Annotated in this window: 18 protein-coding genes; 5 read left to right on the plus strand and 13 right to left on the minus strand. The window is 54.8% G+C overall.

The annotated features are described in order from the left end of the window. The first annotated feature begins 21 nt into the window (after window positions 1–21). Window positions 22–1,224 carry an FAD-dependent monooxygenase gene (locus AC2IBB_RS06280; protein ID WP_486332046.1) on the plus strand — a complete coding sequence of 401 codons (1,203 nt, stop codon included), beginning with the start codon at window positions 22–24 and terminating at the stop codon, window positions 1,222–1,224. A 34-nt stretch (window positions 1,225–1,258) separates the two neighbouring features. Here AC2IBB_RS06280 and AC2IBB_RS06285 read toward each other — a convergent pair whose 3' ends face one another. The 9 genes from AC2IBB_RS06285 to ubiE form a co-directional block, all read right to left on the minus strand. Then, on the minus strand, window positions 1,259–1,966 hold the full coding sequence (locus AC2IBB_RS06285) for a 16S rRNA (uracil(1498)-N(3))-methyltransferase (RefSeq protein WP_486332047.1): 708 nt from the start codon (window positions 1,964–1,966) through the stop codon (window positions 1,259–1,261). Window positions 1,967–1,988: 22 nt separating this feature from the next. After that, window positions 1,989–2,768, minus strand: a complete 780-nt coding sequence (gene tatC / locus AC2IBB_RS06290) for a twin-arginine translocase subunit TatC (RefSeq protein ID WP_486332048.1) — start codon at window positions 2,766–2,768, stop codon at window positions 1,989–1,991. Beyond that, entirely contained in the window at window positions 2,755–3,165 is a 411-nt protein-coding gene (gene tatB, locus AC2IBB_RS06295) for a Sec-independent protein translocase protein TatB (protein WP_486332049.1), read from the minus strand. The genes tatC and tatB overlap by 14 nt, the downstream gene beginning before the upstream one ends. 24 nt (window positions 3,166–3,189) lie before the next feature. Next, window positions 3,190–3,432: a Sec-independent protein translocase subunit TatA gene (gene tatA, locus AC2IBB_RS06300; protein ID WP_216737942.1), complete on the minus strand. Its 243-nt coding sequence runs from the start codon at window positions 3,430–3,432 to the stop codon at window positions 3,190–3,192. A gap of 81 nt (window positions 3,433–3,513) precedes the next feature. Then, window positions 3,514–3,846 carry a phosphoribosyl-ATP diphosphatase gene (locus AC2IBB_RS06305; RefSeq protein ID WP_486332050.1) on the minus strand — a complete coding sequence of 111 codons (333 nt, stop codon included), beginning with the start codon at window positions 3,844–3,846 and terminating at the stop codon, window positions 3,514–3,516. 83 nt (window positions 3,847–3,929) lie between these two features. Further along, on the minus strand, window positions 3,930–4,319 hold the full coding sequence (gene hisI / locus AC2IBB_RS06310) for a phosphoribosyl-AMP cyclohydrolase (RefSeq protein WP_486332051.1): 390 nt from the start codon (window positions 4,317–4,319) through the stop codon (window positions 3,930–3,932). Between the two features lie 66 nt (window positions 4,320–4,385). Then, on the minus strand, window positions 4,386–6,026 hold the full coding sequence (ubiB, locus tag AC2IBB_RS06315; RefSeq protein WP_486332052.1) for a ubiquinone biosynthesis regulatory protein kinase UbiB: 1,641 nt from the start codon (window positions 6,024–6,026) through the stop codon (window positions 4,386–4,388). Beyond that, window positions 6,023–6,655 carry a ubiquinone biosynthesis accessory factor UbiJ gene (locus AC2IBB_RS06320; RefSeq protein ID WP_486332053.1) on the minus strand — a complete coding sequence of 211 codons (633 nt, stop codon included), beginning with the start codon at window positions 6,653–6,655 and terminating at the stop codon, window positions 6,023–6,025. Before AC2IBB_RS06320 ends, ubiB begins: the two co-directional genes overlap by 4 nt. A 1-nt stretch (window position 6,656) precedes the next feature. After that, the gene (gene ubiE / locus AC2IBB_RS06325) at window positions 6,657–7,406 is read right to left on the minus strand and encodes a bifunctional demethylmenaquinone methyltransferase/2-methoxy-6-polyprenyl-1,4-benzoquinol methylase UbiE (protein ID WP_486332054.1); all 750 of its coding nucleotides are present in this window, start codon (window positions 7,404–7,406) and stop codon (window positions 6,657–6,659) included. Between the two features lie 157 nt (window positions 7,407–7,563). Here ubiE and AC2IBB_RS06330 point away from each other — a divergent pair, with 157 nt between their 5' ends. Beyond that, window positions 7,564–7,845 (plus strand): polyhydroxyalkanoic acid system family protein, encoded by a 282-nt coding sequence (locus AC2IBB_RS06330; protein ID WP_127973390.1) that lies wholly within the window; start codon window positions 7,564–7,566, stop codon window positions 7,843–7,845. A gap of 26 nt (window positions 7,846–7,871) precedes the next feature. Here AC2IBB_RS06330 and AC2IBB_RS06335 read toward each other — a convergent pair whose 3' ends face one another. Both AC2IBB_RS06335 and AC2IBB_RS06340 read right to left on the minus strand, forming a co-directional pair. Further along, window positions 7,872–8,627, minus strand: coding sequence for a DUF8198 family protein (locus AC2IBB_RS06335; protein ID WP_486332055.1), 756 nt, complete (start codon window positions 8,625–8,627; stop codon window positions 7,872–7,874). 223 nt (window positions 8,628–8,850) lie between these two features. Beyond that, window positions 8,851–9,780, minus strand: coding sequence for an alpha/beta fold hydrolase (locus AC2IBB_RS06340; RefSeq protein WP_486332056.1), 930 nt, complete (start codon window positions 9,778–9,780; stop codon window positions 8,851–8,853). Between the two features lie 449 nt (window positions 9,781–10,229). Between AC2IBB_RS06340 and AC2IBB_RS06345 the strand changes: the two genes are divergently transcribed. From AC2IBB_RS06345 to upp, 3 genes are all read left to right on the plus strand, one after another. Continuing rightward, the gene (locus AC2IBB_RS06345) at window positions 10,230–11,684 is read left to right on the plus strand and encodes a WS/DGAT/MGAT family O-acyltransferase (protein ID WP_486332057.1); all 1,455 of its coding nucleotides are present in this window, start codon (window positions 10,230–10,232) and stop codon (window positions 11,682–11,684) included. Between the two features lie 115 nt (window positions 11,685–11,799). Continuing rightward, window positions 11,800–13,107 (plus strand): hypothetical protein, encoded by a 1,308-nt coding sequence (locus AC2IBB_RS06350; protein WP_486332058.1) that lies wholly within the window; start codon window positions 11,800–11,802, stop codon window positions 13,105–13,107. 193 nt (window positions 13,108–13,300) lie between these two features. Next, window positions 13,301–13,936 (plus strand): uracil phosphoribosyltransferase, encoded by a 636-nt coding sequence (gene upp / locus AC2IBB_RS06355; protein WP_486332059.1) that lies wholly within the window; start codon window positions 13,301–13,303, stop codon window positions 13,934–13,936. Window positions 13,937–13,968: 32 nt separating this feature from the next. Here the strand turns inward: upp and gpt are convergent, their stop codons facing one another. Together gpt and AC2IBB_RS06365 are read right to left on the minus strand one after the other, a co-directional pair. After that, the gene (gene gpt, locus AC2IBB_RS06360) at window positions 13,969–14,460 is read right to left on the minus strand and encodes a xanthine phosphoribosyltransferase (protein WP_011395044.1); all 492 of its coding nucleotides are present in this window, start codon (window positions 14,458–14,460) and stop codon (window positions 13,969–13,971) included. A 130-nt stretch (window positions 14,461–14,590) separates the two neighbouring features. Beyond that, window positions 14,591–15,808, minus strand: coding sequence for a urate hydroxylase PuuD (locus AC2IBB_RS06365; RefSeq protein WP_486332060.1), 1,218 nt, complete (start codon window positions 15,806–15,808; stop codon window positions 14,591–14,593). Window positions 15,809–15,863 lie beyond the last annotated feature (55 nt).

The raw sequence follows: 15,863 nt of genomic DNA on the forward strand, positions 1-15,863 counted from the left end.
TGCAAAGTAGAGGCTTCTATTGTGAAGACACAGTTTCCTGTCGCCATCGTTGGCGGCGGTATGGTTGGCGCGGCAATGGCGCTGGGTTTATCTGCGCTGGATATTGAGGTAGCCCTGATTGACCCCGGCGGGCTGGGCGCGGCGACGCCGCCCAAGTGCAATGACGCCCACAGTTTTGATCCCCGCGTTAGCGCTCTGACGCTGGCGAGTGAAAGGCTGCTGCGCGAGTTGAACGTATGGGGAGAGATAGAACCATATAGCTTGCGCTACACCGATATGGACGTATGGGACAGTGCGGGAAGCGGACGGATACTGTTCTCCTCGGCGGAAGTGTATGAAAGCAGCTTGGGTTTGATTGTTGAAAACCGGGTGGTGACATCCTCTTTGCATCGACGCATTGCCGAGCAGTCCAACATCTATGTTTTTAAAGACCCGGTGCAGGCGCTGAAGTTTGACTCCTCGGGCTACTCCCTTGAAACCGGGAGCGGCGAGACTGTTTCCTGCAGAATGCTGATAGGCGCGGATGGCGCCATGTCGCGTATTCGCCAGTGGTTGAACATCCCAACGCGGGAATGGGATTATGGGCAACAGGCGATTGTTGCAACGATTGCTACAGCCCGCCCTCATCAATTCACTGCTCGACAACGCTTTTTGTCTACAGGGCCGTTGGCGTTGTTGCCTCTACTGGATGCGGATAGGAATTATCGGTGTACTTCGATCGTATGGTCGGCGGATACCGAAGAGGCCCGCAGGCTGATGGAGCTCGATGACGTCTGTTTCAAAGCTGCGCTATGTGAAGCCTCCGAGCAGGCATTGGGCGAGGTCGTGGAGCTTAGTCGGCGTTTTGCTTTCCCGCTCCGGCAGCGACACGCTAAACGCTATTTTGATGGCGGCGCAGTGCTTATCGGCGACGCGGCGCATACTATTCACCCCTTGGCGGGGCAGGGCGTCAATCTAGGTTTTGAAGATGTCACTGCATTGTTGGATGAGGTGCGGCGCGCGATTGCGCGTGGCGTTCCATTGGGCCATGAAGAAATGTTGCGCCGCTATCAACGGCGGCGTCAGGCTGCAAACCTTTCCATGATGACGCTGATGGAGGCGTTCAAACGGGGTTTTGGGCATCCATCAACCATGATTGCAGGCGTAAGGAACGCGGGATTGTCGTTGGTAAACAGAACGCCGCTTATCAAGAAAGAGCTGATTCGTCAGGCGATGGGCGTTTAACTGGCCCCGCTAAACACGCTGCAGGGCCAGGAACTTATAGGTATAACTTTCCTATCAGTGCCGGAATCGCGGTCTCAACGCGAAGTATGCGCTTACCCAGGGTGAAGCCCTTAAAGCCGATTTCCTCCAGCTTTTTCACTTCATAAGGCGTAAAACCGCCTTCGGGACCTACCGCCAGCGTCAGTGGCCCACTGACCTGTGGCGATTGCGCCTCGGAGGTGGGGTGCGCCACCCAGGCGTCGCTGCCAGCGATGATTTGCGGCAGCTCGTCTTCCACAAAGGGTTTGAACAGTTTGCGCAGATGGATTTCAGGGAGCGCAGTGTCTACCGCCTGCTCGAGACCGAGAAGGCTGTTCTCTCTCAGCGAGGCGGCCTCCAACCAAGGCGTTTGCCAATAGCTTTTTTCCACCTTGTAGGAGTTGATCAGGTAGATGTGCTTTATTCCCAGAGACACGGTGCTCTGAATGACTCTGCGCATCATCTTGGGACGGGGCAGGGCCAGAATCAGGGTCAGGTCCAATGGCGGCGGCGCTTCGGCGTTCAGAGTCACTTCCAGACGCGCGCGTTCCTCGTTGATATCAAGTAAGCGAGCGGTTCCCATCTTGCCATTGATCCGGCCGACGCGGATATCGTCGCCAGCCTGGGCTTTTAATACTTTGCGCAAATGCTCTGCGCGTCTGTCAGTGAGCGAGAGCTGGCCGAATGCGGAAAGCTCTTCCGCAGAGAACAACAGAATATTCATAAAGTCAGAGCAAAGCTGGAAGTCAGGTGTTAACGGATTCTGAGCTGGACTCCGCCGCCGGCTCTACCCAGCGACTACAGAAAACGCCGACCTCAAACAGCAGCCACATGGGCACTGCCAACAAGGTTTGGGATATCACGTCAGGAGGCGTCAACAGCATGCCAATGATAAAGCAGATAACCACAATATAGGGGCGTTTTTCCCGCAGGCTGGCCACGTTTGTAATACCGACCTTAACCATCAACACGGTGGCGATAGGGATTTCGAAGGCGAAGCCGAACGCGAAGAACAGTTTGAGAATGAAGTCCAGATATTTATTGATGTCCGTCATGACCGTGACGCCTTCAGGGCTGGCGCTGGCGAAAAAGTTGAACGCCAGTGGAAACACGACGTAATAGGCAAAGGCGACTCCCAAATAAAACAGGAGTACGCTGCTCACCAGAAGAGGGATCGCCAGCTTCTTCTCATGTTTATAGAGTGCGGGAGCGATGAATGACCAGATCTGGTAGAGGATGAATGGGATCATAAGAAAGATCGCCAGAACCATGGTCAATTTGAAGGGCGCCAGGAACGGCGACGCCACTTCGGTTGCTATCATGGTTGCCCCTTCAGGCATCGCTGCTCGCAGTGGTTCGGCCATATAGGCGTAGATTTCATTGCGAAACATATAGAGGGGCAAAAAGGCGAGCAGCACCGCCAAGACGGAGTGCAGCAGACGGTTACGCAATTCGACCAGATGATCAAATAAAGGCAGTTCTTTATCTATGTTGTTGTCGCGCGGAGTCATTTCAGGAGCGGTCATGCTGCTTGGAGGCGTCGTCGGAATGGGAGTGGGATTCTACAGCTTGTGAGCCGTGCTCGGAAGCTGGCGGTTGTGATGGCGGGGCTTTGGAAGACATCGGCGTGACCGGATTCTTCTCGACCATATCCTCATATTTCTTCGCTTCAGCCAGGGCGTCGTTGACGGTTTGCTGGATTTTCTCCAGGCCAAGCGTATCGCCCTCTTTGCGCAATCGCTCCCGCATCTCCTCAGCTTTCAGCTGTCTATCTATTTCTGAAGACATCTGGCTGACCATCCGACGAATGCGGCCGACCCATAGGCCGGTCTTGCGCGCAGCGTAGGGCAGGCGCTCCGGGCCGAGCACAAGCAGGCCTATGACAGCAACCAGCGCTAGCTCTGGGAATCCAATATCGAACATAAGCTATTGATCGTCCGGTGTGGATCAGCTGTGCTTGGATTCAGTCTTCGCGTCGTTGCGCTCTACGGAGCCTTCGATGGTGCGGCTCTCATTTTGCGACAGTTTTTTGGGCTCTTTGTCTTCTTCAGATTCGCCGTCGCTCATGGCTTTCTTAAAGCCTTTCACTGCTCCGCCCAGATCGCCGCCAATGTTTTTCAGCTTTTTCGTACCGAACAGCAGCACGATAATTACCAGAACGATGAGTAGTTGCCACATGGATATGCCCATGATTGTGCTCCTTTGAAGTATTACTGCCTGATTACCAAATCCTACAAATCCGACGTTAGCGCCGGTGCGGGCTGTCCGCTATTATTTCTTGCCCCGAGAAGCTTTCTCTTCAAGCCCCGAAATGTCGAAGCGTCGCGCCAGTTCCTGCATGATTTCCTGCGGGGTGATGTTTAAGTGACTCAACATCACCAAGCTGTGAAACCACAGATCCGCCGTTTCATAAATCACATTATGCGTTGAACCGTCCTGTTCTGCATCTTTAGCGGCAAGGAGGGTTTCAGTGCACTCTTCACCGACTTTCTCCAGAATTTTATTTAATCCTTTCGCGTGCAAACTGGCGACGTAGGAAGAATCGGGGTCGGCCAGCTTGCGCTCTTCGAGCACTTTGCCGAGCTGGGTCAATATGTCGTTCATATCGCGCCTTTCCAAGTCTCTGAAAAAGTTGTCAAAACTCACTCTGCCTGTCAGGCTGTCGCTCCGCAGGTAAACGCAGGCGATTAGCCATAGATGTCTCTCGGGTTTTTCTTTACCGGTGCGTTGACCTTCCACTCGTGTGCGTCAAGAGTTCGGAAAAAACAGTTTTCACGTCCGGTATGACAAGCGATTCCGCCAATTTGTTCAACTTTTAACAGTAAGGTGTCTCCGTCGCAGTCCAGTTGAATCTCTTTCACTTTCTGCACATGTCCGGAGGTTTCGCCTTTATGCCAGAGCTTTCCTCGTGAGCGGGACCAATATACCGCTTCCTGTTTGGCTATTGTTTCAGCCAGCGCGTCTTCGTTCATCCACGCCATCATCAGCACGGTTCCGGTGTCGCTGTCCTGAGCGATGACGGGGATAAGGCCGTCGTTATTCCACTTTATCGCGAGGCGCCAATTCTGCTCTGTCATTGTTACCGTTTTATTTCTTAAGTCGGAAGTTGTCACAAATTTGTAAGGTGCATTCTTACTATCGCGCTATTTGGGGCGTATAAGCAAGTAGAGGCCGATGCTGGCGAGCATAACGGAAGGCCAGGGTAACTCCGTTAAGCGCAACGGCTGATCACCGATGGCCATCGCCGCAGCGGAAGCGAGCACCAGACCTGCGAGCCAGAAGTCTCGTCGTTGCTGCTTGTCTTTTTCAAACGCCTGACTCAGGCTCGCCAGGCTGTCCTGATTAGCCTGATTGTAGCGGTCCAGGTGACGCAGCTGGTCAAAGGCCTCGTACAAAATTTGCGGTAATTCGGGCGTTTGCTCGATCCAGTCGGGCGCGTGTTGTTTGATGGCTTTCAGAAGCCCTGGCGGCGCGATGCGCTGCTTCATCCAGTTTTCCAGATACGGTTGCGCGGTGGACCACAGGTCAAGATCTGGATAGAGCTGGCGGCCCAGTCCTTCTATGTTCAGTAGAGTTTTCTGCAGCAATACCAGTTGCGGCTGCACCTCCATGTCGAAACGGCGGGCTGTCTGAAACAGGCGCACCAGGAACTGTCCGAAAGAAATGTCTTTCAGTGGGCGCTCGAAGATCGGCTCACAGACTGTGCGAATGGCGGCTTCAAATTCATTGACGCGAGTATGGCCCGGAACCCAGCCGGAAGAAATATGCAGCACCGCCACCTGACGATAATCGCGGCGGAAAAAGGCCAGCAGGTTTCTGGCCAGATAAGATTGGTCTTCCGGGGTCAAGGTTCCTACGATGCCGCAATCGATCGCGATATAACGTGGATTCGCCGGATTGCTGACGTCCACAAAAATGTTGCCAGGGTGCATGTCTGCGTGGAAAAAACTGTCGCGGAACACCTGGGTGAAGAATATCTCCACGCCGCGCTCTGCTAATAACTTCATGTTGACGTTGGCTTTGCGCAATTGCTCCACATCCGCGATGGGAACGCCGTAGATACGCTCCATCACCAGAACGCGGGAGTGGGTCATCTCCCAATAGACCTCGGGAATATAGATCAGCTCGGAGCCGGCGAAATTACGCTTGAGCTGGGACGTATTGGCGGCTTCCCGCTGCAAGTCGAGTTCATCTATGATGGTGTGCTCATAATCCTTTACGACCTCCACCGGGTGCAGGCGTTTACCGTCTTCCCAGTAGTTTTCGACCAGTCGCGCCACCAATAACATCAGTGCGATATCCAGACGGATGGTCTTTTCGATATTGGGTCGGATGACTTTCACCACCACTTCTTTGCCGTTTTTCAAGGTGGCGGCATGCACCTGGGCGATGGAAGCGGACGCCATCGGGTAAGTTTGAAAGTCGGCGAACAGCTCTGAAATTGGGGATTTCAGCGACTCCTCAATAATCCGTACAGCCATGTCGCTGGCGAATGGCGGGACTTTATCTTGCAGGCGCTTGAGCTCGTCTGCGAGATCTTCGGGCAGCAGGTCCTTGCGGGTGGAGAGTATCTGGCCGAATTTGACGAATATTGGCCCCAATTCCTCAAGTGCGCGCCGCAGGCGCTCACCGCGAGGAATCTGCGGTTTGGGGAACAGGCGCCAGGGCGCGAGCAAAAACAACAGACGTAGAGGAAGCGGTAATAAGGTCAGAGGGGCGAACTCATCAAGCCGGTAACGGCAGATCACCCAGACGATTTGTATAAGGCGGCTTATTCTTCTCACTTATCGGTGTCTTTTACTGCGGGATTAAAGGCTTGTTGCAGGCGCTGCAGGCGGGCTTCCAGACGATCGTAGTCCATGCGGACGCGATCAACCTCATCCGTCCAGTGGCTCATTTCATCTTTGCTCGGCGTTGCGCGCGCCTCATGGTGTACGTACTCTTCCGCGTCACGACGAAAGCTGTCGCCGACATGCTTCACCCAGCGGCCGAAACCGCGCAATCGCGTTCCCAGAAAGTGGGCGGGCATATCGCCAAGGTGCTCGGCCAGTTTGGCTTCCCAGTCCACTTCCAGATTGTTGGCGACGGCGGCGAGACGTTGCGCCAGCCCCATATCGCCCTGGATGTGGATGTTCTGCGCGCCCCCTTTGTTTTGCAAGTAACTCAGGAAGTCGCCAGGGGAGCCTTGAATGACGAGGTCTACGTCGCCGCCAGCTTCATCTGCAAAGCGGGGACGCTCGCCCAGCCTGACGTACAATGACACATCGAAGGGCGTTAGCGTCAGCTGAGCCCACTTGCCGTCCAGCTCCGCCAGGCGTGCGGAGGACCCCGCGTCGTAGCGGAGTATCTCCGCCGCGATGCGTTCCGCCGACGCATTGAGGGCGGTGAGGAGAAGCGGGTCAAAGGGGCTCATATCAGGCTTTGACGCCGGTATGCAGCGCGACTACGCCGCTGGTGAGGTTGTAGTACTTGCACAGGCAGAGTCCGGCCTGCTCCATCATTGACTTGAGAGTCTCCTGATCCGGGTGCATGCGGATGGATTCGGCGAGGTAGCGATAACTTTCGCTGTCCTGGGCCACCAGACTGCCCATCAATGGCAATGCAGAGAAGGAGTACGCGTCATAAGCCTTGGAGACGATGGGGTTGGTGGGCTTGGAGAATTCCAGCACCAGTAGTCGTCCGCCAGGACGCAGCACTCGCTGCATTTCCCGCAGCGCTTGATCTTTGTCGGTCACGTTGCGCAGACCGAATGCAATGCTGACGCAATCAAAATTATTATCGGGGAAAGGCAGCGCTTCGGCGTTGGCTTGCACAAATTCGATGTTGTCGCCGTAACCGTGATCCAGCAATTGGTTACGGCCAACCTGCAGCATGGAAGCGTTGATATCTGCGAGAACCACTTTGCCGGACGGGCCGACCAGACGTGAGAACTTTTTGGTCAGGTCGCCGGTGCCGCCGGCGATATCCAGCACTGATGCGCCAGTGCGGACGCCGCTTTTATCGATAGTGAAGCGTTTCCAGAGGCGGTGAATGCCCATCGACATGAGGTCATTCATCAAGTCGTACTTGGCGGCGACCGAGTCGAACACTTTGGCCACGTGGCTTTCTTTATCTGTGACCGGCACCTGTTTGTAACCGAAGTGGGTGGTGTCCCGCTCTGTCATTAGGTTGCTCCCGTAAAAATAATTGTGCGGTATTCTACCTGTGTCCCGGGGAAAGTCCTACCCGCGATTCGCAGCCTGCTGCGGGATTTTTTTGCTTGATTTACAGGACGAAAACCCATAAACAGTAGCCTCCGCAATTAACCAAAGAGTTTTATAGATGTCAGTGATCGAACTCACCCGTGAGCATAATCTTGATATGGATCACGCCGTGCAGGCGGCGGACGAACTGGCGCAGAGCCTGTCCGAGCGGTTCAGCGTCGACTACGAGTGGGAAGATAAAGTTCTGCGTTTTCATCGCAGCGGGGTTAAGGGGCAGTTGGAAGTCGCTGAGAGCCAGATTCATCTGCACATGGAATTGGGCTTTTTATTCCGCCCCTTCAAAGACCGCATTGAACAGGAAATTCACAGCCACTTGGATGGTCTGTTGAAAAAAGCCTGATATCTCCAGTCTGTGCGCCAACCACTTCAGGCGTAAGCGCGCAGATTTTCCGGCAAGGTGAAGGGGGAGTCCGCATTAATCTGGATCTGCTCCAGGATGTGGCTTTCCCTCTGCATGATCACGCGCAATAACTGACTGACTCCACCCATCTCTTTGAACGCCTTGAAGCCTCTGGCCAGGAAGTTGTGTAACTGTCCCAAGCCAGCCATTTCCGCTGGTCCTTCTGTTATTTTCAGGCTGAAGCTGATGAAGCGGCTCTTCACGTATTTTTCCAGCTCATGGCCGGTTTTATCGATCAGCGTGATCTGTCTGCGTCGGGAGGCGAAGTTGTCGCAGCGTCGAAAAGCCTCTGCATAGTTATCTTCAGTAATGCGCTCAATATTCATTTCCCGCAGTACTGAAGCGATATGCTCATCCAACTGTTGCGTAAGCAGGTTTAACTCAACTAAGTCTGCGATCGTGTGCAGGGCGGAATCGGGGAGCAGTTTCACTATCACCGGAAAGACCCGCTCCAGATCCGCATCGCGGCGGGTGAATTCTTTCGGGGAATAGAGATCTTTCAGCAGGAAGTCTAACGCGTCATGGTAGCGATGGTTGCTGTACAGATCGTTATGGGTCCTTTTGAGGCGATCCGCCTGCCAGTCGCATAACCGGTCAATGTCCTGAGCCAGAGGATGTTCGTCTCTCTGCAGTCGGTAGTTATGGTAGTCCAGCAGTAACTGTTGCAGGCGTCGGGCGTTAACGGTTCTTGCGTTGACGCTTAACAGTTTCTCTCTGGACATGAGCGATCCCCGCCATTTTGGCTTCAGAAAACAGTCTTTCGGCGTTAATGCGATGACTCATCGCTACCTATGAATGAATGGCGGCAAGTTTACTAAAGATAGATTAGAAAAGCCTACCTAACTTTTTGTCGCGTTCCTGTAGTTTGTGATTGGTTGCTCAGTTGTGATGACTTGGGGGCGGTCAAACCGGCGCGTCCCTGGCCGGAAGAATAGTTGCGGGATGTCAGGCGCCGGCAGCGGCTGCGTTGGGGAGCAGCGATAGCGGCGGCACCCATTCCAGGCTGTCCAGGGTGATGAAGTGGCTGGTGGCGCCGGTTTCAATGATGCGTATGGCGTTGGGGGAGCGTTCGGCGCTTTGCAGCATGGCTTCCCGGTCAAGAATACGGTCGATCTTGGGGATCAGGATAGTGCCGTGGCGCATGTGCTCGTAAGGCGTCATGTCGCCTTTTTCCATCCAGGCCAGACTGTTCTCGATATTGCGCACGATAGTGAGATGGTCGCGGGTGGATGAGAACAGTCGATCCAGTAATACGCGTTTGCGTGGATTCATCTTGCCGAAGAACGTTTGCCCATAAGCGGTGGAAGGCGCGCTGTTGACCAGACGTATCACCCAGGGCCACATGCCGTGACTGACTGGGTCGAGCAGGGCGCGGGCCAGCGCATGCAGCTTGCCTTGCGGCAGCACGGGGGCTTCCAGCACCACGTCTACGTTGGCGTAAAGCTCGGGCCACTGTTTGATGGCTTCCAGTATCACTGCGCCGCCTCGGGAGTGGCCATGCACTCGCACCCGGTTGGTGCTGGGCATATTTTGCAGAACCTGGTTCAGAATCGCCGCGTCGTACTCAATCGTCGCTTCCAGATACTTGATTTGCGTTTGCCAGGGAGCGGTTTCCAGCGTGGGGCCACTTACAGGTATGTGGTAATTGCTGCAGGTGAGCAGGATGAGCTCAGTATCAGGAGCCTGATAGGTCTGGGTGAAATAACAGTGATTTTCGAGGAACCCATGGACGCCGATGACGGTGTTTTCCGCCGGAGCGCTATGGTTGCGGAGTGACACCGCGCCTTTTCCCACGGAGTAGACCTTACCGGAAAACATCTCGGTGTAGGCCGGATCAATTGGTCGTAACAACTTACGGGCATGGACTGCTTTCATGGTAGTAACTCCCACCGTCGCGCCGCCCCGTTTTCCGCACGCTTGGAGACGTTCGCCTCCCGTGGCTGAAACTACAACGGGTTTTTTATATTTATGTGTGCTCGCAACTGGACGACACTTCGGTTGATTGCGCCTATAGGTTAATTATGGCGCCTATTTCGTAAGCGTGGAGGCTAATCTTAAGTCTTATATATAAAGTGTCGCCTGATGCTCTATGGTTTCACTATGGATACATCAGCTAAACTGCCGGGGCGCATTCCGTAAACTCGCCGGTTTTTGCTCAAAATTTCCGGCAAAATCCAACCAGGCAGTCAGGTTGTCGCACATTGATTATAGGATTGCCGCTTTTGAGCCAGTGTTAAAATTTGTAATCGCTCTGTAAAGAAGTTTGCGATTTTCAGCCAGTATGGCTAATGACTGAACTGTAGGAGGAGGTGCGGCGAAAGCTCATGTCAGATAACCACTTTGAGCCGGTAAGCGGCGTCGATTCAGCCTGGTTACGGTTGGATCGTCCGACAAACCTGATGGTGATCACCGCCATGGCGGTGGTGGAGCCAATCCCCTTCAACAAGCTGAAAGAATTGATCAACTCCCGTTTTCTGGCTTTTCCCCGCTTTCGCCAGAAACCTGTCAATCACTCAGGATTCTATTTCTGGGAAGAAGATCCTTATTTTTCTTTGGATTATCACGTTCGCAAAGTCGCATTGCCGCAGCCAGCGGATAAAAACGCCCTGGAAAAGTTCATCGGCGAACTGATGAGCACGCCTCTGGATCCGGGAAAACCGTTGTGGCAGGTCTATCTTATTGAAAATTATGGCGACCATCATGTCTGCGTGATGCGGGTGCATCATTGCTATGCGGACGGCCTGGCGCTGGTGGCGGTGTTTGGTTCGCTCTCCGATCAGTCTCCCAACATTAATCCATTTCCTCTGGACCCCGGCAAACAGCGAGACGATGGCGTTCGCGCACGGCAGTCTTTTGTTATGGGCATGGAGACACTGTCCCGCGCGGTGGAAAAGTGCACCAAGCTGCGCTATCGCATTGCGGAAGAGGGTAAAAGTATCCTGCGCGAACCCGGTTATGCCGTGGAAGGCGTCAGGCAGGGCCTGAATGGCGCGGCGGAAATTGCGCGTCTGGCGGCGCTGGAGGCGGATGATCCCACGCCTTTGCGTGGCGAGTTGGGCGTCATGAAATGCTGTACCTGGTCGGAATTGATTCCCCTGCATAAGTTCAAAGAAGTCGCTCAGGCGTTTGGCTGCAGCATCAACGACGTGTTGCTCAGCTGTGTCAGCGGCGGCTTAAGACGCTTGTTGCAGGAGCGTATGGATCAGGTGGACGGGGTGCGTTTGCACGCCACTTTACCCGTCAATCTGCGGCCACTGGAGACACGGTTGGGCAGAGAGCAGTTGCAGGAGTTGGGCAATCAGTTCGGCACAGTCTTTGTGCCCTTGGCGGCGGGCATCGGCAATCCCATAGAACGCCTGTACAAGATCAAGCACGATATGACGGCGCTGAAAGAGTCGATGCAGCCCAGCCTTTCTCATGCGTTGCTCACTGCGATGGGGCTGTTTCCGCAAGGCGTGCAGCAGCCGCTGTTGGAGCTGTTCAGCAACAAAACGTCCATGGTGCTTTCCAATGTGCCCGGCGCGCGGAGAGCCCGTTATCTGGCGGGCAGTAAAGTGAAAGAGCTGATGTTCTGGGTGCCGCAGACCGGCGATATAGGACTTGGCGTCAGCCTGCTGAGCTATAACCAGTCGGTGCAGATCGGGATCAATGCGGATCGGGCGCTACTGCCGGAACCCGCTGAACTGACCCGTGCGATGATCGACGCATTAGAAGAGTACCGCTCTCTCACTGGCATGTCCTGGCAGGCGGCGGAAGCCCGCTCCCATCGCAAAGCTTAAGCGCAGGCGGCGCGATGCGTCGCTTTTCCGAGCTTTTGCCAATTGCATCAATGAATTTATCTTTGTGTAACCTAAGATTGCAGTTGGTAACTCCCCACTGAGCTTATTGATTGCGATGAATAACAATAAATACAACCTGGGGCCTGTGCACTGGTCCCGAAGCGCGCTTATCGTCGCGGCGGTTGCGGTAACGCTGCAGGGCTGCGAAAAGCTGGAAACCAAACCTAAAGATCCTACGGTACCAAGCCCCGACTTTGTTCTCAGCGGCTTGCAATATGCGTCGGAAATCTCGCTACAGCGGGATCAGGGGCGCGTAATGCGTTCAATCATCAGCGGCAACTCCCGCGCAGGGCTGGGCGATCTGCTGGATAAAAGCGGCAATGGCGGTTACGCCAAAATCAATACGCCCAAATACAAATTTGACGACGCGGGCTTCATGAATGCCTCCGGCTCACGATATGGCGGCATCAGTTCAGCGGGAGACATTTTCTTCCTGACCGATGTGGCGGCCATCAGTACGACTTTCTACGCTGGCGTCAAAGTGGATGAAACCGCAACTGCCGAAAACCCGGATGGCGATATCGTCTATCAGAAACCAGACCTCACCCAAGGCGCCTATCTCTGCATTGAGGAAACCTACTTTCCCAGTGGCGGCGACAATAAACTCACCGTGCAGATTCATAAAGCGACCCTGAATGCAGTTGGCGATGGCGTTCTGCAGCGTATCGGCAGCACCGCGACAGGGGCGGGTTCTGAAAGCCGCGCTATTTCTTACTCCTTTGATGACGAGGCGATCCTCAACTGGTCTGACCCGGAGTTGGACGCGGCTTTCGACGACTACATCGAAAATGCAGGGTATACGTTGGATTGTCCTGTCGATAATGACGGCAATCCGGTTTATGACCCCTGTCGATTGAGCGTGCGCACCCTGGGCGGCGCGTCAGCGGATGGGCGGGTTATTCATTTTGCGCGGGTGGGCTGGAAAGAACAAACGCCTGTGAACCCGTCTGACGATGAAAGTCCTGGCAATGCGGAGGCCGGCGGCTGGAGGCCTGTCGCGAGTTCCTCTATTTGCCTGCGCACTGGCGAGGAGCTGGATAACAGCGCACTGCAGGGCGAATATTGGCTCGGCGTGGCGATCGAAGATCAGGATATTCCCCAGGCGACCTTCAGTCGTTTGACGCTGGATGGCGCGGGCGCTGGCGTCGATAGCCAGATCCGGGCTTCGTCCGGGATTGCGACGCGGGATCTGAATGTCTCTTATAACGTGGAGTCAAATGGCGAGTTGAGCTACAGCGGGCGCATGGGAATTGTATCCGGCGATGGCGAGCTGCTGGTATTTGACGCCAGCGACCCCGCAAACGGAAAAATAGGGTTTGGCGTCGCCATGAAAAACCAGAAACCGGCGGGGCAGGACGAGTAACTGGAACGATAAGGTCGGGACAGGTAAAAAGAATAAAAGGCTTCTTGCTGATATATCTGCAATTTTCACGCAAGATTTCCGTCTGCAGGGATGTGTGGACGCGCAAAATACGCTAGGATTTTGCGCGTTTATATTCAGATTACCTGATGCCCGGAGAGCGCTCCTGCTTTTCGGATCTTGCCGGAGATATCCTATGCCTACCCATGAAATCCGCCATCCCCTGGTCCGTCATAAAATCGGCCTGATGCGGCGGGCTGAAATCAGCACCAAAAGCTTTCGCGAACTCGCTCAGGAAGTGGGAGCGTTGCTGACTTATGAAGCGAGTAAAGATTTCAACCTGGGCGCGGAGGTTGTGCAAGGCTGGGCCGGGCCGGTGGAAGTGGAAAAGCTGAAAGGCAAGAAAGTGACCGTCGTGCCTATTCTGCGCGCAGGCCTGGGTATGCTGGACGGAGTTTTGTCCCTGATTCCTGCAGCCAAAGTCAGCGTGGTGGGGCAGGTTCGCAACGAAGAAACCCTGGAAGCGAAAACCTATCTGGAAAAGCTGGTGGGTGAACTGGATCAGCGTCTGGCGTTGATCATCGACCCCATGCTGGCGACCGGCGGCTCCATGATTTCCACCATCGATCTGCTCAAGAAAGCAGGCTGCCCCGAAATTCGCGCATTAGTGCTGGTGGCTGCGCCGGAGGGCATCGCCGCAGTAGAGAAAGCTCATCCCGACGTGCACATCTACACCGCCGCCATTGATGAACGACTCAATGAAAAAGGCTATATCCTGCCTGGTCTGGGTGACGCCGGCGACCGCATTTTCGGCACCAAGCAGAAGAGCTAACGTCCGCGCTTTCTGCTTGCAAAGACCGGCTCTTAGAGCCGGTCCACCAGCGGCGTTGAGTAGTTCAGCTCCATGTCCCAGGGAAAGCGCATCCAGGTTTCCTGAGAGACTTCTTTGATGCACAGGTCCACAAAAGGCCGACCCAGTGGTTTTGCGTAAAGCGTGGCGAAGAAGGCATTAGGAATCAGATTGCGCACCACCTTCGCGGTCTTGCCCGTATCCACCAGGTCATCCACCAGCAGATAACCCTCGCCATCGCCGATGACGGAAGCGTCAAAGCTCTTGATGACATTGACGTCATCCGACTGCTTTTGCTCTTCATAACTGACGGCGCAGACGGTGTCGATGTAACGGATGCCCAATTCGCGGGCGATGATGCCGGCGGGAATCAGTCCTCCGCGGGTAATGGCGATAATGCCTTTCCAACGTCCCATATCAATCAGTTTGCGGCATAACATCCGCGTGTCCCGATGAAGTTCTTCCCACGAAATAAAGATCGTCTGATGGTATCTATTGTCGCTCATAGTCTGCTTAGGTCACTTTCAGGCTGGCCTGCGACCCCGCCCGGGATCGCTGAGGCAAATAAAAGGTTGCATATGCTAGCCGTGTTTTTTACCCAGGAACATTCTCCTTTGGATAAAAACGCCGCCAGACTTATTCAGTCCCGCCGCCCTGTTTGATCCAGGCCCCCAACTGCCGGCGTTCCTCATCCGTCATGCTGGTCAGGTTGCCCAGCGGCATGTAGTTCGAATCCACCGACACTTGCTGAATCTGCTGCAGATGTTTCATGACGCTGTCCGTGGAGTCCAGCAGGACGCCTGCAGGCGCTTCAGCAAAACCAGCCTGGGTGGGGTTGGCCGCGTGGCAACTGGCGCAGCGGTTGTGAATAATCGCCGCCGCCTGTATGAAGCTGACTTTGTCCGTCGTCGCCTCTGTAGTTTGCTGCGACCCAGCGCTGTCTGCCTCACGCGTGTTTTTCACGGTCACCGCCAAGCCGATGAACATCAGCATGGCTATCACCAGAATAGCAGGCTGCTTCACGCCTCTGTGCTTGAGATTGAAATAATGGCGGGCGAAGGCGGTGATCACCACCAGAGCCGACAGAATGGCCCAGTTCCATTCATGCCCGTAAGTCATGGGGTAGTGGTTGCTGATCATGATGAAGATCAGCGGCAGCGTCATGTAGTTATTGTGGGTGGAGCGCAACTTGGCGTTCTCTCCCAGCCTGGGATCTGGCGCAGCGCCGGCTTTGACTGCATTCACCAGCGCTTTTTGGGAAGGAATGATGGTCATCAGCACGTTGCCCGCCATCAATGTGCCCAGCAGGGCGCCGACATGGATATAAGCGCCGCGGGCGCTGAAGACCTGGGTCAGGCCCCAGCTCGCCAGGATGGCGAGGGCCAGCAACAGACCGCCAAAGACGTAGCCATTGCGGGACAGCGGAGAGCGGCACAAGCCGTCGTACAGCGCCCAGCCCGCCACTAAAAGGCCGATGCCGAGGCCGATAGCCTGCCATTGGTTAAGCTCCATCACGGACTTATCGATCAGGTAGGTCTCCGCCCCGAAGTAGTACATCAGGGACAGCAGCATGAAACCGGTCAACCAGGTGGTGTACGCCTCCCATTTGAACCAGTGCAGCGTGGCCGGTATTTGCTCCGGCGCCAGCCGGTACTTGGCGACTTCATAAAAACCACCCCCATGAATGGCCCATAAATCGCCTTTGATTCCCTTTTCTTTTTTCCAGTCCGGCGGGTCCTGCAGGGAATTGTCCAGCCAGACGAAGTAGAAGGAAGCGCCGATCCAGGCCACGCCTGCGATAACGTGAAACCAGCGGATGAAAAGATTAATCCAGTCGATGTAATACGGGTCCATTCTGACCTCAAAGCAGCGTCTAATTGTTATTGGTCAACGAAGCCGCGTCTGCAGC

The organism is Hahella sp. NS-SX17, from assembly GCF_057367735.1.

What these genes read in the sequence shown, in the direction of transcription:
- tatB (WP_486332049.1), bottom strand. Translation starts at nt 3,165, where the DNA reads ATGTTCGATATTGGATTCCCAGAGCTAGCGCTGGTTGCTGTCATAGGC.
- AC2IBB_RS06285 (WP_486332047.1), bottom strand. Translation starts at nt 1,966, where the DNA reads ATGAATATTCTGTTGTTCTCTGCGGAAGAGCTTTCCGCATTCGGCCAG.
- AC2IBB_RS06365 (WP_486332060.1), bottom strand. Translation starts at nt 15,808, where the DNA reads ATGGACCCGTATTACATCGACTGGATTAATCTTTTCATCCGCTGGTTT.
- AC2IBB_RS06350 (WP_486332058.1), top strand. Translation starts at nt 11,800, where the DNA reads ATGAATAACAATAAATACAACCTGGGGCCTGTGCACTGGTCCCGAAGC.
- AC2IBB_RS06305 (WP_486332050.1), bottom strand. Translation starts at nt 3,846, where the DNA reads ATGAACGACATATTGACCCAGCTCGGCAAAGTGCTCGAAGAGCGCAAG.
- ubiE (WP_486332054.1), bottom strand. Translation starts at nt 7,406, where the DNA reads ATGACAGAGCGGGACACCACCCACTTCGGTTACAAACAGGTGCCGGTC.
- gpt (WP_011395044.1), bottom strand. Translation starts at nt 14,460, where the DNA reads ATGAGCGACAATAGATACCATCAGACGATCTTTATTTCGTGGGAAGAA.
- upp (WP_486332059.1), top strand. Translation starts at nt 13,301, where the DNA reads ATGCCTACCCATGAAATCCGCCATCCCCTGGTCCGTCATAAAATCGGC.
- AC2IBB_RS06335 (WP_486332055.1), bottom strand. Translation starts at nt 8,627, where the DNA reads ATGTCCAGAGAGAAACTGTTAAGCGTCAACGCAAGAACCGTTAACGCC.
- AC2IBB_RS06320 (WP_486332053.1), bottom strand. Translation starts at nt 6,655, where the DNA reads ATGAGCCCCTTTGACCCGCTTCTCCTCACCGCCCTCAATGCGTCGGCG.
- AC2IBB_RS06345 (WP_486332057.1), top strand. Translation starts at nt 10,230, where the DNA reads ATGTCAGATAACCACTTTGAGCCGGTAAGCGGCGTCGATTCAGCCTGG.
- hisI (WP_486332051.1), bottom strand. Translation starts at nt 4,319, where the DNA reads ATGACAGAGCAGAATTGGCGCCTCGCGATAAAGTGGAATAACGACGGC.
- AC2IBB_RS06340 (WP_486332056.1), bottom strand. Translation starts at nt 9,780, where the DNA reads ATGAAAGCAGTCCATGCCCGTAAGTTGTTACGACCAATTGATCCGGCC.
- tatC (WP_486332048.1), bottom strand. Translation starts at nt 2,768, where the DNA reads ATGACCGCTCCTGAAATGACTCCGCGCGACAACAACATAGATAAAGAA.
- tatA (WP_216737942.1), bottom strand. Translation starts at nt 3,432, where the DNA reads ATGGGCATATCCATGTGGCAACTACTCATCGTTCTGGTAATTATCGTG.
- AC2IBB_RS06330 (WP_127973390.1), top strand. Translation starts at nt 7,564, where the DNA reads ATGTCAGTGATCGAACTCACCCGTGAGCATAATCTTGATATGGATCAC.